At 62.9% G+C, this 21,318-nt stretch carries 17 protein-coding genes; 12 read left to right on the top strand and 5 right to left on the bottom strand.

Going from position 1 to position 21,318, the window contains the following annotated elements; all coding sequences use genetic code 11:
- Nucleotides 1-22 precede the first annotated feature (22 nt).
- Nucleotides 23-1,081, bottom strand: coding sequence for a taurine ABC transporter substrate-binding protein (gene tauA, locus ACFSNN_RS06390; protein ID WP_134459857.1), 1,059 nt, complete (start codon nucleotides 1,079-1,081; stop codon nucleotides 23-25).
- A 313-nt stretch (nucleotides 1,082-1,394) separates the two neighbouring features.
- Here tauA and pdxR point away from each other — a divergent pair, with 313 nt between their 5' ends.
- Nucleotides 1,395-2,921 (top strand): MocR-like pyridoxine biosynthesis transcription factor PdxR, encoded by a 1,527-nt coding sequence (pdxR, locus tag ACFSNN_RS06395; protein WP_134459854.1) that lies wholly within the window; start codon nucleotides 1,395-1,397, stop codon nucleotides 2,919-2,921.
- A gap of 42 nt (nucleotides 2,922-2,963) precedes the next feature.
- On the opposite strand, the gene ACFSNN_RS06400 is transcribed toward pdxR, so the two are convergent.
- Both ACFSNN_RS06400 and ACFSNN_RS06405 read right to left on the bottom strand, forming a co-directional pair.
- The gene (locus ACFSNN_RS06400) at nucleotides 2,964-3,716 is read right to left on the bottom strand and encodes an IclR family transcriptional regulator (protein WP_134465473.1); all 753 of its coding nucleotides are present in this window, start codon (nucleotides 3,714-3,716) and stop codon (nucleotides 2,964-2,966) included.
- Between the two features lie 118 nt (nucleotides 3,717-3,834).
- Entirely contained in the window at nucleotides 3,835-4,671 is an 837-nt protein-coding gene (locus tag ACFSNN_RS06405) for an IclR family transcriptional regulator (protein ID WP_134459851.1), read from the bottom strand.
- A gap of 205 nt (nucleotides 4,672-4,876) precedes the next feature.
- Here ACFSNN_RS06405 and ACFSNN_RS06410 point away from each other — a divergent pair, with 205 nt between their 5' ends.
- Together ACFSNN_RS06410 and ACFSNN_RS06415 are read left to right on the top strand one after the other, a co-directional pair.
- A complete protein-coding gene (locus ACFSNN_RS06410; protein WP_134459848.1) occupies nucleotides 4,877-6,532 on the top strand; it encodes a GMC family oxidoreductase in 1,656 nt (551 codons plus the stop codon).
- Nucleotides 6,533-6,719: 187 nt separating this feature from the next.
- Nucleotides 6,720-8,030, top strand: coding sequence for an MFS transporter (locus ACFSNN_RS06415; RefSeq protein WP_134459845.1), 1,311 nt, complete (start codon nucleotides 6,720-6,722; stop codon nucleotides 8,028-8,030).
- 96 nt (nucleotides 8,031-8,126) lie between these two features.
- Here ACFSNN_RS06415 and ACFSNN_RS06420 read toward each other — a convergent pair whose 3' ends face one another.
- Nucleotides 8,127-8,891, bottom strand: a complete 765-nt coding sequence (locus ACFSNN_RS06420) for an IclR family transcriptional regulator (RefSeq protein ID WP_106300702.1) — start codon at nucleotides 8,889-8,891, stop codon at nucleotides 8,127-8,129.
- A gap of 204 nt (nucleotides 8,892-9,095) precedes the next feature.
- Here ACFSNN_RS06420 and sauS point away from each other — a divergent pair, with 204 nt between their 5' ends.
- From sauS to ACFSNN_RS06435, 3 genes are all read left to right on the top strand, one after another.
- Complete coding sequence (sauS, locus tag ACFSNN_RS06425) at nucleotides 9,096-10,541, top strand: acylating sulfoacetaldehyde dehydrogenase (protein WP_134459843.1); 1,446 nt, start codon at nucleotides 9,096-9,098, stop codon at nucleotides 10,539-10,541.
- The gene (locus ACFSNN_RS06430) at nucleotides 10,538-12,193 is read left to right on the top strand and encodes an AMP-binding protein (protein WP_134459840.1); all 1,656 of its coding nucleotides are present in this window, start codon (nucleotides 10,538-10,540) and stop codon (nucleotides 12,191-12,193) included. The genes sauS and ACFSNN_RS06430 overlap by 4 nt, the downstream gene beginning before the upstream one ends.
- A gap of 63 nt (nucleotides 12,194-12,256) precedes the next feature.
- Nucleotides 12,257-13,639: an MFS transporter gene (locus ACFSNN_RS06435; RefSeq protein ID WP_134459838.1), complete on the top strand. Its 1,383-nt coding sequence runs from the start codon at nucleotides 12,257-12,259 to the stop codon at nucleotides 13,637-13,639.
- 140 nt (nucleotides 13,640-13,779) lie between these two features.
- Here the strand turns inward: ACFSNN_RS06435 and ACFSNN_RS06440 are convergent, their stop codons facing one another.
- On the bottom strand, nucleotides 13,780-14,121 hold the full coding sequence (locus ACFSNN_RS06440) for a winged helix-turn-helix transcriptional regulator (RefSeq protein WP_134459835.1): 342 nt from the start codon (nucleotides 14,119-14,121) through the stop codon (nucleotides 13,780-13,782).
- Nucleotides 14,122-14,255: 134 nt separating this feature from the next.
- Between ACFSNN_RS06440 and gstA the strand changes: the two genes are divergently transcribed.
- From gstA to ACFSNN_RS06470, 6 genes are all read left to right on the top strand, one after another.
- A complete protein-coding gene (gstA, locus tag ACFSNN_RS06445; protein ID WP_134459833.1) occupies nucleotides 14,256-14,861 on the top strand; it encodes a glutathione transferase GstA in 606 nt (201 codons plus the stop codon).
- A 399-nt stretch (nucleotides 14,862-15,260) separates the two neighbouring features.
- Entirely contained in the window at nucleotides 15,261-15,593 is a 333-nt protein-coding gene (locus ACFSNN_RS06450; RefSeq protein ID WP_134459830.1) for a DUF4148 domain-containing protein, read from the top strand.
- An 88-nt stretch (nucleotides 15,594-15,681) separates the two neighbouring features.
- Nucleotides 15,682-16,020: a DUF4148 domain-containing protein gene (locus ACFSNN_RS06455; protein WP_166799315.1), complete on the top strand. Its 339-nt coding sequence runs from the start codon at nucleotides 15,682-15,684 to the stop codon at nucleotides 16,018-16,020.
- Nucleotides 16,021-16,556: 536 nt separating this feature from the next.
- Nucleotides 16,557-18,116: a SulP family inorganic anion transporter gene (locus ACFSNN_RS06460; protein ID WP_134459824.1), complete on the top strand. Its 1,560-nt coding sequence runs from the start codon at nucleotides 16,557-16,559 to the stop codon at nucleotides 18,114-18,116.
- A gap of 348 nt (nucleotides 18,117-18,464) precedes the next feature.
- Nucleotides 18,465-19,772 carry a TolC family protein gene (locus tag ACFSNN_RS06465; protein ID WP_134459821.1) on the top strand — a complete coding sequence of 436 codons (1,308 nt, stop codon included), beginning with the start codon at nucleotides 18,465-18,467 and terminating at the stop codon, nucleotides 19,770-19,772.
- 10 nt (nucleotides 19,773-19,782) lie between these two features.
- Nucleotides 19,783-21,258: an efflux RND transporter periplasmic adaptor subunit gene (locus tag ACFSNN_RS06470; protein WP_134459818.1), complete on the top strand. Its 1,476-nt coding sequence runs from the start codon at nucleotides 19,783-19,785 to the stop codon at nucleotides 21,256-21,258.
- Nucleotides 21,259-21,318: the final 60 nt, after the last annotated feature.

Here is a 21,318-nt window from a genome sequence, read left to right on the forward strand (position 1 = left end):
ATCCCCAAGAATCACGGTTACGTCATTTCAGTTTAGCGGCTGCTTCGGCATAGGCCGGCGTCACGAATTTCGAGTAGTCGGGCAAGACGGTGCTGATCTGCTTCTGGCTCTTCAGGAATTCCGACGTGTCCTTCAGCGCGAGCGCGGCGCGGCTCGTCGTACCGCCGCCAAGCCATTGCGCGGAGGCCTGCTCTTCGAGCGTGGGGAACGCATAGAGCGCCAGCGAGGCCGGCACGTCAGCCGGCGAGCCGCCGATCATCTTGGCGATGGCCGCGGCTTGCGGCGAGCTCGCGTTCCATTGCGAAGGATTGCTGCGGTATTGCTGGTCGGCGTCGGCGATCGCCTTGACGAGTTTGGCCATGAAATCCTTGTGTTCCTCGCCCCATTTGCGATCGACCGCAATGCCGTCGAAGGTCGGCTTGCCGAGTTTCGAGAGGTCGCCGGAGGTGATCAGCACCTTGCCGCTTTTCTTCAGTTCGGCGAGCGCGGGGTCCCACACATAAGCGGCGTCGATGTCGCCGCGCGACCAGGCCGCGACGATCTGATTGGGCTGCATGTTGAGAATCTTAAGGTCGGACGGATTGATGCCCCAGTGCTGCAGCGCGAACATGGTGTGATAGTGGGTCGTCGAAACGAACGGCACGCCGATGGTCTTGCCCTTCAGGTCCGCGGGCTTGGTGATGCCGGAGCCGTTGCGCACCACCATCGCTTCGGCCTGGTTGATGTTGTCGAGAATCCAGAAGAGTTGCAGATCGAGGCCCTGACTCACGGCCGCCGCGAGTGGGCTGGAACCGATCACGCCGACCTTGACGTCGCCGGATGCGAGCGCGGTCGCCACTTTTGCCCCGGATTCGAATTGCCGCCAGTTGATCTTGTAACCCGTGGCCTTTTCGATCGACCCGTTCGCGATGCCGACCACCCACGGGTCGACGATCTGCTGGTAGGCAATCGTGATTTCCTTGTCTTGCGCCTGGGCGGGCGTCGTGGCGAAACATGCCGTGGCGGCGCAAACCAGCGAAAGGACGCAGCGCGCCGTCCATTGGAACCACGGCCGCAATGTCGAGTTTTTATGGCGTTTCATAATAGGTCTCACAATAGGTATGAACAGCGGTTTGATCGGCGGTTTAAACAACGGGTTTCAACAGCGGCTGCCGGTGGAGCATGGAACTCGTATGACCACGAGGGGTGCTTGTCCCAATCGTCTTGGACGGGGTGAGTCGAGTATCGTCATTAAAAAATAGAGCAAGTTAGTGCCAGACGGCGCCGATCGTTGAGTCCACATCGGCGCGCCGAACCGTTCTGGCCGGCCCGCGCCGTCGCCGCTCACGCGGCAGAAGGCCGTCACGCGCAGCGTTGGCGTGACTGGCGCGGCTCTTTCACTTTCAGGAGGAAGCATGTCCAGCCGTACAGCGACGGCGCTTTGGACGCAGCGTTTTCAGCGTCCGGGCGACTCGAACATGAGCCTGCAGGGGCAAATCCGCCAGATGCTGGTGGCCGCGATTCTGGACGGCCAGCTGCCGCCGCAGACCGCGCTGCCGTCCAGCCGGGAACTGGCCGATCAACTGAGCGTCGCGAGAAATACGGTCGTGCTGGCGTACCAGCAACTCGTGGAGGAGGGCTATCTGATTTCGCGCGAGCGCAGCGGGCACTTCGTCAATCCGGCGATGCTGGAGGGCCGCCACGGCTTCAAAGCGGCGCAGACGGTGCCCGGCAGCGAGCAGGAGCATGCGAGCGCGCGCCCCGATTGGGCTCAGCGTGTCCAGCGGCGGCCGTCCGCGCAGCGCAACATCGTCAAGCCGGGCAACTGGCAGGATTACGAATTTCCCTTTATCTACGGGCAATTCGACCAGTCGCTCTTTCCGACCAACGACTGGCGCGAATGCTGCATGAAGTCACTGTCGGTGATGGAGATCCGCAACTGGGCGCCCGATCTGATCGGCCGCGACGACGACACGCTGATCCAGCAGATCCGCACGCGCGTGCTGCCCCGGCGCGGCGTGTTTGCGATGCCGGATGAGATCGTCATCACGATGGGCTGCCAACAGGCGTTATATCTGATCGCCGATCTGCTGGCGCGCGAACGCACCACGGTAGGCTTTGAGAACCCCGGCTATCCGGACGCGCGCAATATCTTCGAGAACCGCAACGCGCAACTGATACCGCTGCCGGTCGATGAAGGCGGCGTGCGCCCGGTCGACGACGCGCACCTGTTCGCCCAATGCGACTACGTGTACGTGACGCCGAGCCACCAATGTCCGACCACGGCCACCATGCCGATCGAACGCCGGCATGCCTTGCTGGAACTCGCGCAGAAGCACGACTTCGTGCTGATCGAGGACGACTACGAAAGCGAGAACAATTTTTCGGGCCTGCCGCATCCTGCGCTCAAGAGTCTGGACAAGGCCGACCGCGTGATCTATATCGGCAGTCTGTCGAAGACGTTCGCGCCTGGCTTGCGGCTCGGCTATATCGTCGGTCCGCGCGAACTGGTGCAGGAATTGCGCGCGTTGCGCCGGCTCATGGTGCGGCATCCGGCGGCCTACATTCAGCGCGCGTTCGCGACGTTTCTCTCGCTCGGGCATCACGACGCGCTGCTGCGCCGGCTGGCCCACGCTTATCGCGAGCGCGCGCTGGCGCTGATGGCGGCGCTCGACAAGTACCTGCCTGAAGCGCGTCACATCCCGATTACGGGCGGGGCGTCGTGCTGGGTGCAAGGTCCGCCCTGGCTCGACGCAGTGCGTCTTGCTGACGACGCCGAACAGCACGGCATTCTGATCGAACTGGGCGGCGTGTTCTTCATGGACGGGCTGGAGCAGAAGAACTGCTTCCGGATGGGCTTTTCGGCGATCAAGCTCGACAAGATCGACGCCGGCGTGCGCCTGCTGGCCGAACTCGTGCGCAAGCAGAAGCCCGCGCCTTAACCGCGTCTGAAGTCAAAGACGCGCGTTAAGGGCGCCCACGCATCAGAAGGTTGCCGCGAGTTCCTTGGCGGCTTCCTGAAGACGCGGCACGAATTCGAGCGCGCGCGAGAGCGGTGCGCGCGAGACCGGCGCATGCACGGCGATTGCGGCGATACAGGTGCCGTTCTCATCGACCACCGGCGCCGCTACGCACACGATGCCGGCCAGAAACTCTTCGTTATCGATCGCAATGCGTTTGTGCGCGGTGCGGTCGAGCTCCGCCTCCAGCAGTTCCGGATCGGTAATGGTGTTCTGCGTGAAGCGTTCGAGCTTCAGCGCGCGCACCAGCGCCGAGCGTTGTTCGCGCGGCAGCATGGCGAGCAGCAGCTTGCCGCTCGCGCTGCAATACGCGGGGACGTGCGAGCCGGGTTTGAGATCGAGGCGCAACGGCCACGGCGCTTCCATGCGGTCGAGGTACAACACCTCGGTTTCGTGCAGCATGGTGAGATTGCAGGTCTCGCCGAGATCGGCCACCAGACGCGCGAGGATCGCATGACGCAGGCGCCGCGCGCCGGAATGCCTCACCACACCCAACGCAAGCTGCGCGAGCCGCGGCCCGATCACGTACGCGTTCTTCTGGCCGGGCTCGCGGATCACGAGCCCGCCCGCCTCGAGCGAAGCGAGCATGCGATGCAGCGACGCCTTGGGCAGCGCGACATCTTGCGCGATGTCGGCAAGCGAAACCGGGCCGTCCGAGTTGACGAGGTGTTCGAGCAATGCAAACGCGCGCAGCGTCGGAGTATCCGCTTTGGTCATGCCTGCCGTTCCGGAAAATGGATCGGCGTCATTGTACAACCCGGCTTCAGGCCGCCCGGCCTTGGCGTTGCGGGTTGGGGACTCTGCCGCGTCCAACGGTTCGCTCATGGGAAAGGCCTCAGCGCTCATGGTACGGATGCTCCGTGGAAGGGCCGGCGGATAACAGAGGAGCCAGCTTCAACGCTGCATCCTTGAGCTTCGGCACGGCCTTGAGCAGGTCGTTCAGACTCGCGCGCGCGGTCGGCGCGTGAATCGCCAGCGCGGCCAGCACATGCCCCGCCGCGGCATCGCGCACCGGCACCGCAACCGCCACCATGCCGCGCACCAGCTCCTCGTTGTCGATACCGATTCCGCGCGCGGCGAGCCGGTCGAGTTCCGCTTCCAGCAGATTCAGTTCCGTCAGCGTGCCCTGCGTTCTGCGTTCCAGCGTCAGCCGCGCGAGTACGGGGCGGCGCTCGGCCGGTGGCATCTGCGACAGAAACAGCTTGCCGCTCGCAGTGCAGTGCAACGGCACGCGCGTGCCGGGCTGCAGATGCAGGCGCAGCGGCTCAGTGGTCTCCACGCGTTCGAGATAGAGCACGGTGTCGCGGTCGAGCGCGGTGAGGTTGCAGGTTTCCCCGAGTGCGTCCACCAGCGAGCGCAGCAGCGAACGGCAGGCGCGTCCGAAAGTGTTGTTGGATAGCGTGGTGAGCGCGAGTTGCGCCGCTTTCGGACCCAGTGTGATGCCACGGTCCGTGCCGCGTGAATCAGGCAGATGCATCACGTAGCCCTGCGCTTCGAGCGATTCGATCAGCCGCATCAGCGTGGCCTTGGGAATGTGCAGGCGCAGCGAGAGTTGCGAAAGCGAAAACGGCTGTCCCGCGCCCGCGAGTTGCTCGAGCACGGCCAATGCGCGCAGCGCCCGTGAATCCTCGGCGAGAGGTTCTCCACGTGGGGACGAGCAAAGTGCTTGCATACGCTTCCTGGCTGTCGATCGGTGGCTGTCCGACGTCCGCGTACGTCGCGCGTGCCGGCCGGTCATTTCTAAAAGTGAAACAAAAAACGCTGTTTCTGTTTCAGATGAGCCGATAGTAGCGGGAATTTCTTGAACAGGAAACGGGCTGAACATAAATTTCAACGAAACATACCGTTTTTTATAAAACATGCAGGAGACAGGTCACATGGCAGACCGATTCGACTTCGTCGTCGTCGGCGCGGGATCCGCGGGTTGCGTGCTGGCGAACCGGCTTTCCGAAGGCGGCCGCTACTCGGTGTGTCTACTCGAAGCCGGCCCCGCCGACCGCTTCATGTGGATTCATATTCCCATCGGCTATGGCAAGACGATGTTCCACCCGGTCTACAACTGGGGCTTCTATACCGATCCCGATCCGAACATGCACAATCGCCGGCTCTATTGGCCGCGCGGCCGCACGCTGGGCGGCAGCAGTTCGATCAACGGTCTGATCTATGTGCGCGGACAACGGGACGATTACGACAACTGGGCGCGGCTCGGCAATCGCGGCTGGAGCTGGCAAGACTGCCTGCCGTATTTCAAACGGCTGGAGCATAACGAACTGGGCGAAGGGCCAACGCGTGGTGTCGGCGGGCCGCTGTGGGCCTCGACGATCAAACAGCGCCACGAACTGGTCGATGCGTTTATCGCGGCATCGAATTCGTTAGGCGTGGCAAGCATCGATGACTTCAATACGGGCGATCAGGAAGGCGTCGGCTACTATCAGCTGACCACGCGCCGCGGGTTTCGCTGCTCGACGGCTGTTGCTTATCTCAAACCCGCACGGCAGCGCCAGAACCTGCACGTGGAAACCGACGCGATGGCCTCGAAGATTCTTTTCGAAGGCACCCGCGCATGTGGCGTGCAGTATCGGCAACACGGCGAGTTGCGCGAAGTGCACGCCAATCGCGAAGTGATCCTGACCGCTGGCGCATTGCAGTCGCCGCAATTGCTGCAACTGTCCGGCGTGGGACCGGCTGCGCTGCTGCGCGAGTTCGGCATTCCCGTGGTGGCCAATCGCGCGGGCGTCGGCGAGAATTTGCAGGACCATCTGCAAATCCGTCTGATCTATGAAGTGACGAAGCCGATCACGACCAACGATCAACTGCGCTCATGGACGGGCCGCGCCAAGATGGGCCTGCAATGGGCGCTGATGCGCAGCGGCCCGCTCGCGGTCGGCATCAACCAGGGCGGCATGTTTTGTCGCGCGCTGCCTGAGGAATCGGCGACACCGGATATCCAGTTCCATTTCTCGACGCTGTCGGCGGATTCCGCGGGCGGCAACGTCCACGACTTTCCCGGCTGTACGTACTCGATCTGTCAGTTGCGCCCGGAATCGCGCGGCGCGGTGCGCATTCGCAGCGCCGATCCGCGTGAGGCGCCGTCCATTCAGCCCAATTATCTGAACACCGATCTCGATCGGCGCACGACTATCGGCGGCGTGCGTTTCGCGCGCCGCGTCGCGGCGGCGCAGCCGATGGCCGGATTGATGAAACGCGAGGTGCGGCCCGGCGCGGACGCACAAACCGATGACGAACTGCTCGAGTTCTGCCGGGAGTACGGACAGACAATTTTCCATCCATCTGGTACAGCGAAGATGGGACCGGCGGGCGATCCGCTCGCGGTGGTCGATGAACGTTTGCGCGTGTACGGCACGCAGGGGTTGCGCGTGGTCGATTGTTCGATCATGCCGACGCTCGTGTCGGGTAATACGAATGTGCCGATCGTGATGGTGGCCGAAAAAGCGTCGGACATGATTCTGCACGACGCAAGCGGTGTCGATCGAGGTGTGGCGACGACGCCCGCGGCGAAAGTAGCCGCTTGATCCAGCAATTGAAGTAGCAGGTGCAACACGACGGCGGGCGAGGTCCGCCGCAATACGCAGTCGCGGGTCGTCAGGTAATGGACGTTTCGCGGTCTGCACATAAACCGCCCCGGAGGAGACAACTGGGGTTATCGGCCAGGCACGTGTCGATACGCGCGGCATGGCCGTCCACTGAGGAGCTGCTGCTATGGCAATCGATCCCCGCGCTATCCGGCGCGTTGCGTTCGCCAGTGTGATCGGCGCAACCGTCGAATGGTATGACTTTTTTCTTTACGGCGTGGTCGCCGGCATCGTATTCAACAAGCTCTATTTTCCGGCCAGTGATCCGCTCGTATCGACGCTGCTCGCCTATTCGACCTTTGCAGTGGGCTTCGTGACGCGGCCTTTGGGCGGCGTGATATTCGGTCACTTCGGCGATCGGATCGGGCGTAAATCGGCGTTGATTCTGACGCTCATCATCATGGGGATTTCGACGGCGGGCGTCGCGTTCGTTCCCACATACGCGCAAATCGGCATCTGGGCGCCGATCCTGCTGTTGTCGCTGCGCGTGCTGCAGGGCATCGGGCTCGGCGGCGAATGGGGCGGCGCGGTGCTGATGGCGTATGAATACGCGCCGCCTGAAAAGCGCGGCCTGTACGCGAGCCTGCCGCAGATCGGTTTGTCGATCGGACTCTGTCTCGCATCGGGGATGGTCGCCGCGCTCTCACGCTTATTGCCCGAAACGGCCTTCCTGTCGTGGGGCTGGCGGATCGCGTTCGGCGCGTCGCTCGGTCTGGTTCTGATTGGCCTGTACATTCGCGCCAAGGTGATGGAGACGCCCGAATTCCTCGCGCTCAAGCGCAATCGGCGCGAAGCGAAGATTCCGTTCGTCGACATGATCACGCGCTATCGCAGCGCCGTCGTGCTCGGCATGGGCGCGCGTTATATCGACGGCGTGTTCTTCAACATCTTCGCCGTGTTCTCGATCGGCTACCTCACGCAGCACGTGTCGATGAGCCGCACCGATGCCTTGCTCGGCGTGATGATCGCGGCCGGCGTGATGTGCCTTTTTATCCCGCTGTTCGGCAGCATGTCGGATAAGCTCGGCCGCGCGCGGGTGTATTTCTGGGGCTCGCTGATTTGTGGCGTGTCGGTGTTTCCGGCTTTCTGGCTTATCGAAATGCAGCCGGCCAACACGCTGTTGATCTGGGCGGCCATCGTGGTGCCGTTCGGCATTTTCTACGCGATGGTGTACGGCCCGGAGGCGGCATTGTTTGCCGAACTGTTCGACGCCGAAGTGCGCTATACGGGTATCTCGTTCGTGTATCAGTTCTCGGGTATCTTCGCGAGCGGGCTCACGCCGATCATCGCGACGATCCTGATGCGGTTGAACGGCGGTAAGCCATGGACTGTCTGCGCGTATGTGCTGTTCTCGGCTTTGATATCGGCGCTGTCGGTGCGGGCGATAGAGAGGAGGCGGGTGGGCGCGTTCGATTCGGTGGTGCATGCGCGGTCGTGATTCTGTACCCGCTTTGAATCGTAGGAGCGCGGCGCGTGACGCATTGCCGCGCTGCCGCGCTGCCGCGCTGCTAAACCACCGTGGCCTGAGGCGGCGTCATTCCCGAAACGTCTTCGCCGTCTCTTCCGCCGCGTGGCGCAAATCAGGCACAAACGCGAGCAGATCGTCGAGCGTGACTCTGCCCACCGGCGCCTGCACGGCAATTGCCGCGCAGGCGCGATTGCGATCCAGCATCACCGGAACGGCAATCGCGATCAGCCCTTGCAGATGTTCCTGGTTGTTGATCGCAAGCAACCGCCGCCGCGTGGTGGTCAATTCCTTGCGCAGTGCGTCGCGATCGGTGATCGTCCGTTCCGAATAACCGCGCAACGGCAATGTCTCGATCACGCGTTCGCGCCGGTCCTTCGGCAGAAAGCTCAACAGCAGCTTGCCGCTCGCCGAGCAGTGCAGCGGCACATGGGAACCCGGCTGCAAATGCATGCGCAGCGGCCACTCGGTTTCGACACGATCCACGTAAACCACATCGTTGCCCGACAGCATGGTCAGATTGCAGGTCTCACCGATTTTCGCCACCAGTTGTTCGAGCAGCACATGACGCGCGGCGGCCGGTCCCGCATGCATCAGCACATTGACCGCGAGCATGCGCACGCGTGGCGAACATTCGTAAAGCCGATCGCCCGCGCCGCGTGTGACGAGCCACGCATCCATCAATTGCACGAGGATGCGGTGAACGGTCTGCTTGGGCAGACCGAGCGCATTGACGAGCTCCGTCATCGAAAGCGGGCTGCCCGCTTCGGCAAGCGTTTCGAGTACGCGAAACGCGCGCACCGCGGCTGCATTCGACTGGTTTGACGTCGACATCCCACTCCCTCGCCAGCGTATTCACAGAGTTGATTTTGCATCGACTTCATTGCTTTTCGGGACTGTGGAAAGTACCGAATTTTGCGTTTTCCGATGCTGGCGAACCCACTGCAATGGATAGCTCGAAAAACGGGACTTCGCCCTAAGCGCGGCTGGCTAGATTGATAGCACTGCAATCAATCTATTCACGCGGAGCGAACCCATATGAACGTCAGGGCCACAGGAGCCGAAATCGCGGGCCACCATGCGGACGGCGAAGCCGAGCGCATGGTCGCCACGCTCGTTGCGAAGGCGCGCGCGGCGCAGCGCGCTTTCGAGCATGCAGGACAACAGGCGCTCGACACCGCCGCCGACGCTGCCGCGTGGGCCATCATGGAGCCCGAGCGCAACCGGCAACTGGCGGAACGCGCGGTGCACGATACGGGCCTCGGCAACGCCGACGACAAGTTCCGCAAGAACTATCGCAAAACGCTGGGCCTGCTGCGCGATTTGCACGGACAAAAGACCACCGGCGTGATTTTGGAAGACAAAGCAAGCGGCCTCGTCGAGATCGCACGCGCGGTCGGCGTGGTGGCGGCCATCACGCCATCGACCAATCCGGCGGCGACGCCGGCCAACAAGATCATCAACGCGCTCAAATGCGGCAATGCAGTAATCGTCGCGCCGTCCCCCAAAGGTTACTCGTCTTGCGCGCTGCTGATCGAGTTCATTCACGCGCAATTCGCGAAGGCCGGCATCGATCCCGACCTCGTGCAGATGCTGCCCGCGCCGATCAGCAAGGCGGCGACCGCTGCGTTGATGCGACAGTGCGATCTGGTCGTTGCCACCGGTTCCCAGGCGAACGTGCGCATGGCTTACGCGAGCGGCACGCCAGCGTTCGGCGTGGGCGCGGGCAACGTGGCTTCGATCGTCACGGCGTCCGCGGATCTGCATGATGCGGCGCGCAAGATCCTGCGCTCGAAGACCTTCGACAACGCGACAAGCTGTTCGTCCGAAAACAGCGTCGTGATCGAAGACGCCGTCTATCAGCCGATGCTGTCCGAACTGACCGCGTGCGGCGGCGTACTGCTCGACGCCGCGCAAAAGGCCCGCCTGCAGGCGGCGATGTGGGTCAACGGCAAGCTCTCCGAACAGTGCACCGCTAAATCCGCCGAGGTGATCGCGCGCGTGGCGGGTCTGGAGGAAGTCGCCGTGCGTCATCCCGCCTTCCTGATGGTGGAAGAAAGCGGGGCGGGCAGCGACTATCCGTTCTCAGGCGAGAAACTCGCGCCGGTCCTCACCGTGTATCGCGCCGCCGGCTTCGATGCCGCGGCGGAAGTCGTGCGCCGCATCTACGCCTACATGGGCGCGGGCCATTCGGTCGGATTGCATTCGAGCGATGCCGCGCAAGCGGTCCAGCTCGGCGTGAGCTTGCCCGTCGCGCGCGTGATCGTGAATCAGGCGCATTGCCTTGCCACCGGCGGCAACTTCGACAACGGCTTGCCGTTTTCGCTGTCGATGGGCTGCGGCACGTGGGGCCGCAACAACTTCTCGGGCAATCTGGGGTTCCGCCACTATCTGAACACCACGCGGGTCGCCTATCCGATCGAAGAGCGCGTGCCGGAAACGGATGAATTGCTCGGCGACTTCTTCGCGAGGTACGGCCGATGAACACGCCCGCCACTCTTCGCGCGCTGATCGACGAGCGCGCCGCGCAGCATCCGGACAAGCCCTTCCTGCTCGCCGCACTCGACGACGATGCAACACCGGTCCCCGATCGGCGCGCGACCGTCCTGACGTTTCGCGAACTGCGCGACGATTGCCGCGTGCTCGAGGCACGCTTCAGGGAAGCGGGTCTGCAACCGGGCGAAGTCATTTCCGTGTTCATGGGCAACGGCATTCAGACGGCTCGTCTGCTGCTTGCGGCCATGTACAGCGGACTGATTGCCAATCCGCTCAATCTGCTGTGCCAGCCCTCGCAGGTGCGCTATATCGTCGATCACTCCGACACGCGGATGATCTTCGCCGCGAGCGACACGCATGCGGTGATCGGCGCGGCAGTCGCCGAATTGCGCGCCGCCGGGCTGACGCGCGAAATTGCGCTGATCCAGACCGAACCGGATGATGCCGAACCGCCTTCGCTGGCGAAGCATGAACCTGCGTTAGTCGAAGCCGCGGCACATGGCGCGAGCACTGCCACGGCGCCGCCGCTCGCGAAGCGCGGCGGCGCGCCGCGACCTGTGACGGACCGCGCGACGGCCCACGAACCAACAGCCGACGACGTCGCGTTGCTGATGTACACCTCGGGCACCACGGGCACGCCCAAAGGCGTCCTGCTGACGCATCGCAACCTGGTGGCGAACGCACGCAATATCAGCGCCGAACACCGGCTCACATCGGACGATCGCGTGCTCGCGTCATTGCCGCTCTATCACATCAACGGCCTGGTCGTGACGCTGCTCGCACCGCTGTTTCATGGCGGCTCGGCGGTCATGACGTCGCGCTTCTCGGCCCGCACGTTCTGGCGCGACGTCGCGCTGCATGCCTGCACGTGGATCAACGTGGTGCCGACGATCGTCGCCTATCTGCTCAACGCCGACGAAGCCTGCACCTACGATCTGTCGGCGCTGAAGTTTTGCCGCAGCGCGTCGGCCGCGTTGCCCGCCGATCATCATCGCGCGTTCGAGGCGCGCTTCGGGATCGGCGTGATCGAAACCATGGGCATGACGGAAACCGCCGCACCGGTTTTCAGTAATCCGTATGAAATGGAGCGGCGGCGCGTGGGCAGCATCGGCCTGCCTTCGGGCGGCGAGGCGAAGGTAATCGATCGCGAAGGGCGCGAGTGCGCCGCCAACGAATGCGGCGAACTGGTGTTGCGCGGCGAACAGGTGATGGGCGGCTATTACAAACGGCCCGAAGAGACCGCCGCTGCCTTTACTTCGGACGGCTGGCTGCGCACCGGCGACCTCGGTTATCGCGACGCGGACGGCTACTTCTACATCAACGGCCGCGCGAAGGAACTGATCATCAAAGGCGGCGAAAACATTGCGCCGCGCGAAATCGACGAAGCACTGTTGCGTCATCCCGACGTGCTGGATGCCGCGGCGGTCGGCGTGCCCGACCCGGCCTACGGCCAGGACATCGTCGCCTTCGTGGTGCCGCGCACGAGCGACGGCCGCGGCGCGCCCGATCCGGCGGATCTGCGCGAGCACTGCTTGCGCGAACTCGGACGCTACAAGACACCGAAAGAGTTTCGCTTCGTCGATGAACTGCCGCGCGGACCTTCCGGCAAGGTGCAGCGGCTCAAGCTGGTACCCACCTGACGGGGCGCCGCTTCCCGGTCGCAGTGCGGTAGAGATCGATACATACAATAGATAGGAGACAGCATGGAAACGCGTATCCGGCGTGTCAAGACACGCCATATCATCCTGGCGGTCATGTGCCTGATGTACTTCATCTCGTACATCGATCGCGTGAACATCGCGGTCGCCGGTCCGTTGATTCGTCACGAGATGGGCCTGACGACCGTTCAACTCGGGCTGGTGTTCTCGGCCTTCGCTTATCCGTATGCGGCGATGCAGATCATCGGCGGCTGGCTCGCCGACAAGTACGGGCCGAAACTGGTGCTCACCGTGCTGTCGCTGATCTGGGGCGTGGCCACGCTCGCCACGGGTTTCGCGGGCAGCGTCACCATGCTGGTGGTGATGCGCTTCGCGCTCGGCATCGGCGAAGGCGGTGCATTTCCTACCGCGACGCGCGCCTTCACCTACTGGATGCCGGTGGCCGAGCGCGGTTTTGCGCAAGGCATCACGCACAGTTTCGCGCGGCTGGGCGGTGCGATCACGCCGCCGCTGGTGCTGGCCGTGGTGGCGACCGGCGGCTGGCGCGACGCGTTCATCCTGCTCGGCATCGCGAGCCTCGCGTGGACCGTGCTCTATCTCTTCGTGTTCACCAATTCGCCGGAACAGAACCGGCGCATCACGCCGGAGGAAACCGCGGAAATCGGCTACCGCGCCGGCGATTGCGACCGCGCCAAACATGCGGCCACGCCGTGGCGCAAGCTTGTGCGCCGCATGTGGCTCGTCACGTTCGTCGACTTCTGCTATGGCTGGCTGCTGTGGGTTTATCTGACGTGGCTGCCGTCCTATCTGCGTGAGTCGCGTGGATTCGATCTCAAGCAACTCGCGCTTTTCACCGCGCTGCCGCTGCTGGCCGGCGTGATTGGCGACACGCTCGGCGGCGTCGTGTCGGACAAGCTCTACAAGCTCACGGGCCGCTTGCGCTTTGCGCGCTGTGCGGTGCTGGTGGTGGGCATGGGCGGTTCCTTGGTGTTTCTGCTGCCGATGGTGTCCGCCACCAATCCGCTCACGGCCGTGTGGTTCCTGTCGGCTTCGTTCTTTTTCCTCGAAATCACCAACCCGGTGTTGTGGACGCTGCCGCTCGACATCGCCGGCAAGTATGCGGGCACGGCCGGCGGCATGATGAACACGGGCTTCGGTGTCGCGGGGATGGTGTCGCCGGTGGTGTTCGGCTACCTGATCGAGAAAACCGGCAGCTACAACGTGCCGTTCAACATCTCCGCGGGACTGCTCGCGGTCGGCATCCTGGCGGCGCTTTTCATCGACACCAGCAAGACCGTCGAAGCCGATGAGGAGCGCGAGCGCGCCGCGGGCGTCGAGTTGGGCGGCATGCCGTCTTTCTTGCATGCGGGCGCGGGTGTGAGGCTGGAGCGCCATCACTTGCGCCGGCCGTTGCGTTGGCGCAAGTGATACGAGTGGCGTTGGTGACGGGAGTGGTGTGAGTTGTGCAATCTACCCGATTCACCCGATTCAAGAACTTCACGCAAGGCGGGCGCATGGGTCGCGCCCGCCCCGCATTTCATTTGACGGCCGGCCTGCGTGCGCGGCTTCTAAGGAAATTTTAGCTTGTCACCTACCTTGGCTATGGCTGCGATGGCGGGCAGAAATTCGGCGCCCAAGGCGGTGAGGCTGTATTCCACCGACGGCGGAGATGTCGGCATGACCTGCCGGCTGGCAATCCCTTTTTTTTCGAGATCCCGCAAACGTGCTGTGAGGACCTTGGCTGAGATCGCGGGAATGTCCACACGGAGTTCACTGAATCGGCGTGGTGCGGCACTTAGACACCAGATGATTTCCGTAGTCCAGGCGCCCCCGAGCAGGGCCATACACTTGCTGAGCGGGCAGATGTTTTCAGGTGCTGGTGAGCGGTTTTTTCTGAGCTTCAGAGACAAATTCTTTCCTCCATTCGCGGATTCGAGGTTACCAAATGGTTACCACAGATTGCTGGTAACTGAAAGAAAGAGGGTTTCCTCACGTAATCGAATGTGGCATCGTTGCAGGCACTTTGCAATCACAAGGATGCCTGATGAAACTGTACTTTGCGACCGGAACATGTTCTCTTTCCCCTCACATCATCTTACGCGAGCTGGGTGTCAAGTTCGAACTGGAGCGGGTCGATCTCGCGACCAAACTCACTGAGAACGGAGAAGATTTTCTTGCGATCAATCCCAAGGGGTATGTAGCCGCTCTGAAGCTTGACAACGGCGAGGTGTTGACTGAAGGAGCGGCAATTGCACTGTACCTGGGCGAGGGCACAGATCTCGTGCCGCCCGTGGGAACAATGGAGCGGGCCCGCTTGCACGAGTTGCTGATCTATATCGCGGCTGAACTGCATCAAGCGTTTGGTTCGCTGTTCCATCCCGAGACTCCGGAGGGAGAAACCAGAGCAAGGGCCAAAGTGTCTGCGCGGCTCGGCTTTGTCGAGTCACTATTCGCGGATAGTAGGCATTACCTGCTTGGTGACAAAGTGTCGGTGGCGGACATATACCTGTTCGTGGTCGTTCGCTGGACCGAGCACCTCAATATTGACCTGCATCAATGGCCCCGGCTGAGTCAATTCATGCATCGCCTGGACGAACGTCCTTCGGTTCAGGCGGCCCTCGCTGCGGAGGCGGAGTCAGAAGTCCGGTGAGCGGTCGCGCAAACGCCGCTACCGATGACTGGAGAGAATCGGCGTCCCCCACTTTGTTAGCGCTGAACATCCTAACGTTTCTTATCTGACGCTTCTTCTTTTCGGACATATCGACTCGCGGGATGTTCGGCGCGAGTTGGTTCGCGCGTTCGCCGGGGCAGGCGATGGAGTGCTCCACTTCTCCCTGTCCCTTCGCAGCGCACATCTCGCGCATCAACCGTCGCATCGGCGAACCCCCGCTGACACACAAACCATTGGCAACGCGGGCAGCAACATGTGACGCGCGTATGACCGCGCGGCCTCCTGACAAAAACATCATCTTGCAATCATCCTGACGTTTCCTCCGCGCGCCAAACTGGAGTCGAGTCAATAACGACACCGGATTGAAAGGAGGTTCAGATGAAGGTTCGAGAAGTATTTGTTATTGGTCTGCTTGGCGCTTTTTTATCCCCATTGGCTTTAGCAGACGTGGGGCAGGCGTCCCCCGGTCATGCACCCGTCAAGCAAGCTGGGAGTTACGGTAGCGTATCGCAAACCACTCTGTCGTCGAGTGCGGCACCGGTGGTCAAACCGGCGCTTCAGGGAAAGACACGCGCTGAAGTTCGCCAGGAGCTGCTTCAGGCATATAAGGATGGTCTCATACCGACGACCGAAGCCGACTATCCGCCGAGCAAACGGACTATCGAGCGCAATAAGGCACTCTTTGCCGAATCCCAACGCTATCTCGAGTAATCGGCAGACGTGCGTGTTCCTCTCGTCGTTGTCTCTCGCAACAATCCGCGCGCATGCGCGGCATTATTCGACACTAATGGAGTCGCATATGAAATCGATCATCAGTCTTGCCCTGGCTTCTGCCGTACTTGTTGCTTCTGCTGTTCAGGCTCAGGGCTTGACACGTGCCGAGGTGAAACAGCAACTCACCGAAGCACAGGCCAATGGCTTGCGCTACGTTACTGAGTCATCCTATCCAGATGTGCATCCGAGTTTCGCCCACAACGTAAAGGCCAAGGCCGCGACACAATCGGTGCAGAGCGACGAAGGCGGCGTGCCGGCAGGGTCGCATGAATCCGGCGGCGCGCCGCACGGACTGCCGATGCCTGACGGCAATCCGCACTGCGTTGGGCCGGTGAGTTTCTGCAACATCTACGCAGGTTCGTGATGCCGGCTCTTGAGTACGGCGCCGCCGCTGACGTGGCAAAGCGAACCTGCCATGCCCATCCGAGATGATGCGCGGGAGTTCGTCTGCTCGCCGCGTCAGTCGTTTGGGCGAGCGTGCGTGGGAGTGTCGGCATAGATGCCGTGCTCACAGCAGGAGCCCCCGACGCACCGAGTTCGCCGCTGTGTTCGTTCATGAGCGAGCGGCCCGTCGGGGGGGCGAACCCATGCCAATGCCCACACATGGCGCAGTCGAATCGGCACGATAAAACTACTTGGAGACACGTTCCGGGTCTTTACCGGAGCGGCCTGTTCAGCATCAACGGCACCGACATCCGTCAGAGCGTCCCGTTCGCCCCTTCGCTCGCTCACAGCCCTGTTTCATCAAGCTCATTAACCGTCACGCGTAAGTGACGGACTTCTCATTTGTCAGTCATGTACACGCACCCTGTGGCCGTTAAATTCAGGTAACCGACTTGCGCTGTTTCGAGTGCCTGTCTCATCTTCCGCTTGTACGAAACGTCTGGATACACAATCATCATGAATCTACGCGAACAGTTTGCATCGTTTCCCCGCGACATGTTTGCCGGCACTGTCGTCTTTCTCGTCGCACTTCCGTTGTGTCTCGGCATTGCCAATGCATCCGGCGTCGATCCGATCGCCGGCCTGCTTTCCGGCATCATCGGCGGCCTTGTCGTCGCTTTGCTGAGCGGTTCGCATCTGAGCGTCAGCGGTCCGGCGGCCGGACTCGTTGTGATCGTCGTCGACGGCATGACGAGGCTCGGCAGTTTTTCCTCATTTCTCATCGCGGTTCTGCTCGCGGGCGCCATGCAGTTCGGATTCGGCCTGCTCAAGGCGGGCCGCTTTGCCGCCTATGTGCCGTCTTCCGTCATCAAGGGCATGTTGGCGGCGATCGGCCTGTTGCTCATCATCAAACAGGCGCCGCTCGCGGCAGGTCTGGCAGACGGCAGCGCGAGTGTGACGAGCGTCACGAGTGGCACGATCGTCACGCCGTTCGGCGCGATGTCCGTGGCCGCATGCGCGATTGCGCTCGTGTCGCTGGCTATTCTTGCCAGTTGGGAAACGAGGGCCGCGCGACGCTTCGCGTTCGTGCGCCATGTGCCCGCGCCGCTGGCGGTCGTATTGTTTGGTATTGCGCTCACGCTGTTGCTCGACTTCGTTGCTCCGGCGTTCGCGCCGCCACTCGAGCATCGCGTGTCGCTACCGTCGCTGGCTTCGTTTGCGGCATTGGACAAAGTGTTCAACTGGCCTGAATTGACGCACTTGCTGAACCCGGACGTTTGGCGTCTGGCAATGACGATCGCGATCGTCGCGAGTCTGGAAACGCTGCTCTGTCTCGAAGCCGTCGAGCAAATCGATCCGAAGAAACGCCCCGTGCAGCCGGATCGCGAACTCAAGGCGCAGGGTATCGGCAACATCGTGGCCGGTGCGATCGGCGGCCTGCCGATCACGTCCGTGATCGTCCGCAGTTCCGCGAACGTCGAAGCGGGTGCGCAAAGCCGCTGGTCGGCCGTCGTGCATGGCGTGTTGCTGCTCGTGAGCGTGTTCGCGCTGACAGCGGTGATCAATCTGATTCCGCTCGCGAGTCTCGCCGCCATTCTCATCTTCACGGGGCTGAAGCTCGCCAAGCCGTCGATGTTCGCGGATGCCGCCAGACAGGGCTTCGCGCGTTTCGCACCATTCATCGTGACGATCGCCGCCGTGCTGCTGACCGACCTGTTGATGGGCATCGTGATCGGGATTGCGTGCAGCGTCGCGTTCGCCATTCATGCGCACATGCGGCGGCCAATCACCATGGCGCAGCATGACGACCACTTCCTGCTGTCCTTGCGCAAGGACGTGTCGTTTCTCGCGAAGGTCAGCCTCAAGGAACATCTGAAGGCGATTCCCGATCGGGCAACGGTCATACTCGATGGCAGCCGCGCGGATTTCATCGACCCCGACGCGCGCGAACTGATCGATGAATTTGTGAAGAACGCTCCCGCGCGAGGCATTCAGGTCGAGTGCCGGCAGTTGGGGGCAGTTGTCGAGGAGCGCGCCGGATGGCGGGGCTTCGGGGCTTTCCTGCGCGGGCAGTGAGCCGCGCATGGCGTGTGAGCGAATACATCGTCTGGCGCAGGTGCGGCCTATCAGTGATGACGGGCCGAGCCGCCCGTGCAGGCCGCACAGTTGCAACGCCCGATTGCCGGCGCGGGAGCAGCACCGCACCAGACGGCCGACCTCGCTGTTCAAATCTTGCGTGGTGCGGGCGCGTTTGGACTGGGCGAACATCAGGACGGGCCGGACATTTCTAGTCGTCACGCCCGTTTATGCCGCCGACCTCATCCGCGCTGCCGCAGAAGATGACGGAAATCTCATTCTTCCACCATGTTGGCACGGCGGCGGGCTCGTAGCATTGGTCGCACCTCGTCAACATGTCAGGTCGCCATGCTTACCCGCAACCTTGCTGTCGCACTTGCGATCGCCGCGGCGAATCCGGCCTTCGCGCAATCCGCCGCGCCGCTGGCGCAAGACAATCGATCTTCACCACTAACTCCACACGCTGCGCCGCCCGAAGGCGCCGCCTTGTCGCTCGACGAGGCGCTCGGCATCGCCGCCGAGAACAACCCGCTGCTGCGCGGCGCGCGCGCCGAAGCCGATGCGTCGCGCGGCACGTTCATGCAGGCAGGCGCCCGCCCCAATCCACAGATTTCGCTGCTGCAGGAAGGGTTCGGCCGCATCGAGCGCACGTCGACGGCGCTCGTCAACCAGACCGTCGAACTCGGCGGCAAGCGCCAGGCGCGCCTCGACGTCGCCTCTTATGGGCGCGAGGTGGCGCTGGCCTCGCTCGATGCGCGCGGCGCGGCCCTGCGCTCGGACGTCATCGCCGCGTTTTACGGATTGCTCGCGGCGCAGCGCCAGTTGCAAGTGGCGCGTGAAGCGGCCGATATCGCGACGAGATCGGCGGAGCTGGCGGACAAACGTGCGCGGGCGGGCAAGGTGTCGCCGGTCGAGGCGACCAAAGCGCGTGTCGCGGCGACCGGCGTTCAAATCGAACAGGCCAACGCGGCTTCGCGGCTCACCGTTGCCGTGGAAAAGCTCTCGAACGTGATGGGCAGTCCGCTCGTGCGGGGACGCCCTGTGACAGGCGACATCGAAAAAGTGCCTGCGCTCGAACCGCTTGCCGAACTGTTGCCCCAACTGTCCGACGCACCGCTCGCGCGCGCCGCCCAGGCTGAGACGCTGCGCAGCAACGCCGCGATTGACGTCGAGCGCGCGAAACGAATCCCCGATATCACGTTCAGTGCGGGCATGAAGCGGGTCGTGACCGGCGGGGTGCCCGGCAACCAGGCGGTGGTCGGCGTTTCCATTCCGCTTCCGCTGTTCGACAGCAACCAGGGTGCGTTGATCGAATCGGTTCACAAAGCCGAGAAGGCGAGTGCCGACTTCGAGAGTGAACAGGCGAGTCTGCAACTCGATCTGACCCAGGCATACGCCAACTACGAGCGCTCGAACCTGGAAGCGCGGCGTCTGAAAACCGATGTCCTGCCGGCCGCACGCGAGGCGCTCGACGCGATGTCGCGCGGCTACGAGCTTGGCAAGTTCAGCTTCCTCGACGTGCTGGATGCGCAGCGCACGCTGTTTCAGGGGCAGTCGCAATACGTGCAGGCATTGACCGATGCGCACCTGGCGTACGCCGAAATCGGCCGGCTCGTCGGCGTTCCGCTGCGCGGCAGCGCACCCCGTCTACCTTGAAGGATTTCTCATGCTGAGCAGAAAACTTGTTATCGCCACGGCGTTGACCCTCAGCGGCGTGAGCGGCGCGCTCGCCGTGTTCGCGTTGACACGGGTGTCGTCGACAACCGCGGGAGCTTCGGGCGCTATTGAAACATCGGCAAGCGCGCCGGCTGCCCTGGGCCAGCACGGCGGCACCGTTTTCCGACACGGCGTGCTGGCCGTCGAAGTCGTCCTGTCCGAGAAGCCGGGCGACGCGCGGCTCGTCGTCTATCCTTTTGTCGAAGGCAAACCCGCGGACAAGGATCTGGCCGTGTCGGGTCTGCTCAAGCGCTACGACGGTTCGATACAGCCATTGCGATTCGTGCCGGCGGGGCAGAAGCTGACTTCCGCGGAGCCGATCGCGAAGCCCCATGTCTTCGACGCATCCATTGAACTCAAGTGGCGTGGGCAATCCGCATCGATCCTGTTTTCGCGGGCTGATGGGGCAATCGCGCTCAGCGCCGCGCAAATCGAGGCGGCGCGAATTCGTCTCGACCGCGCCGGTCCCGCGCAGATTCTCACGACATTCCAGCTTCCCGGTGAGATCAGGTTCAATGAGGATCGGACAGCACATGTCGTGCCGCGTGTGGCGGGCATCGTCGAGCGAGTGAATGTCTCGATCGGCGAGAAAGTCGCGCAAGGGCAAGTGCTGGCGGTCATCGCCAGCACCGATCTCGCGGATCGCCGAAGCGAGCTGCTGAGCGCGGAGCGCCGGCTCGCCGCCGCGCGAACCTCGTATCGCCGCGAAAAGACCTTGTGGGAGGAGCGTATCTCGGCCGAGCAGGACTATCTCCAGGCGCAGGTCGTGTTGCGCGAAGCCGAGATCGCCACGCAGAACGCCCGTGCGAAGCTCGCCGCGCTGAATGCGCCACCATCGGGCGGCGCGTTGAACCGTTACGAATTGCGCGCTCCGTTTGCCGGAACGCTGGTCGAGAAGCACGTCACGCCCGGCGAGGCGATCGCGGCGGATGCCAAGGTATTCGTTCTCTCCGACCTCTCGTCCGTGTGGGCCGAAATGGCAGTGCCCGCGCAACGCCTGAACGATGTGCGTGTCGGCCGCGAAGCGACGGTCAGCGCCACCGCGTTCGACTCGAAGTCGAGCGGTTCGATCAGCTATGTCGGCGCGCTGCTCGGCGAGCAGACCCGTACCGCGCCGGCGCGCGTGGTGCTGCCGAATCCGGACGGCGCATGGCGGCCGGGCATGTTCGTCAATGTGTCGGTGGACGCCGGCAAGCAAAACGTGCCGCTCGCGGTGGCGAGCGACGCGCTGCAGGAGATCGACGGCGCGACCGCGATCTTCGTTCAGTCGCCCAAGGGGTTTGTTGCGCAGCCTGTCGAGGCGGGACGGCGTGACGATAAGGTCGTCGAAGTAGTGAAAGGACTTCGGCCTGGTCAACAGTACGCCGCGGCGAACAGCTTCGTCCTCAAGGCCGAACTCGGCAAAGGCAGTGCCGAGGAAGATTGACGCCCCGTCGCCATGAAGCTTCGGTGATCTGCCCTTGGCAGACCGCTTTCCCGAGCCCCG

The sequence above is a fragment of the Paraburkholderia dipogonis genome (assembly GCF_042680985.1).
Lineage (GTDB): Bacteria > Pseudomonadota > Gammaproteobacteria > Burkholderiales > Burkholderiaceae > Paraburkholderia > Paraburkholderia phytofirmans.

Excerpts from the sequence above, each read along its gene's own strand:
- tauA (WP_134459857.1), bottom strand. The coding sequence starts at position 1,081 with ATGAAACGCCATAAAAACTCGACATTGCGGCCGTGGTTCCAATGGACG.
- pdxR (WP_134459854.1), top strand. The coding sequence starts at position 1,395 with ATGTCCAGCCGTACAGCGACGGCGCTTTGGACGCAGCGTTTTCAGCGT.
- ACFSNN_RS06400 (WP_134465473.1), bottom strand. The coding sequence starts at position 3,716 with ATGACCAAAGCGGATACTCCGACGCTGCGCGCGTTTGCATTGCTCGAA.
- ACFSNN_RS06405 (WP_134459851.1), bottom strand. The coding sequence starts at position 4,671 with ATGCAAGCACTTTGCTCGTCCCCACGTGGAGAACCTCTCGCCGAGGAT.
- ACFSNN_RS06410 (WP_134459848.1), top strand. The coding sequence starts at position 4,877 with ATGGCAGACCGATTCGACTTCGTCGTCGTCGGCGCGGGATCCGCGGGT.
- ACFSNN_RS06415 (WP_134459845.1), top strand. The coding sequence starts at position 6,720 with ATGGCAATCGATCCCCGCGCTATCCGGCGCGTTGCGTTCGCCAGTGTG.
- ACFSNN_RS06420 (WP_106300702.1), bottom strand. The coding sequence starts at position 8,891 with ATGTCGACGTCAAACCAGTCGAATGCAGCCGCGGTGCGCGCGTTTCGC.
- sauS (WP_134459843.1), top strand. The coding sequence starts at position 9,096 with ATGAACGTCAGGGCCACAGGAGCCGAAATCGCGGGCCACCATGCGGAC.
- ACFSNN_RS06430 (WP_134459840.1), top strand. The coding sequence starts at position 10,538 with ATGAACACGCCCGCCACTCTTCGCGCGCTGATCGACGAGCGCGCCGCG.
- ACFSNN_RS06435 (WP_134459838.1), top strand. The coding sequence starts at position 12,257 with ATGGAAACGCGTATCCGGCGTGTCAAGACACGCCATATCATCCTGGCG.
- gstA (WP_134459833.1), top strand. The coding sequence starts at position 14,256 with ATGAAACTGTACTTTGCGACCGGAACATGTTCTCTTTCCCCTCACATC.
- ACFSNN_RS06450 (WP_134459830.1), top strand. The coding sequence starts at position 15,261 with ATGAAGGTTCGAGAAGTATTTGTTATTGGTCTGCTTGGCGCTTTTTTA.
- ACFSNN_RS06455 (WP_166799315.1), top strand. The coding sequence starts at position 15,682 with ATGAAATCGATCATCAGTCTTGCCCTGGCTTCTGCCGTACTTGTTGCT.
- ACFSNN_RS06460 (WP_134459824.1), top strand. The coding sequence starts at position 16,557 with ATGAATCTACGCGAACAGTTTGCATCGTTTCCCCGCGACATGTTTGCC.
- ACFSNN_RS06465 (WP_134459821.1), top strand. The coding sequence starts at position 18,465 with ATGCTTACCCGCAACCTTGCTGTCGCACTTGCGATCGCCGCGGCGAAT.
- ACFSNN_RS06470 (WP_134459818.1), top strand. The coding sequence starts at position 19,783 with ATGCTGAGCAGAAAACTTGTTATCGCCACGGCGTTGACCCTCAGCGGC.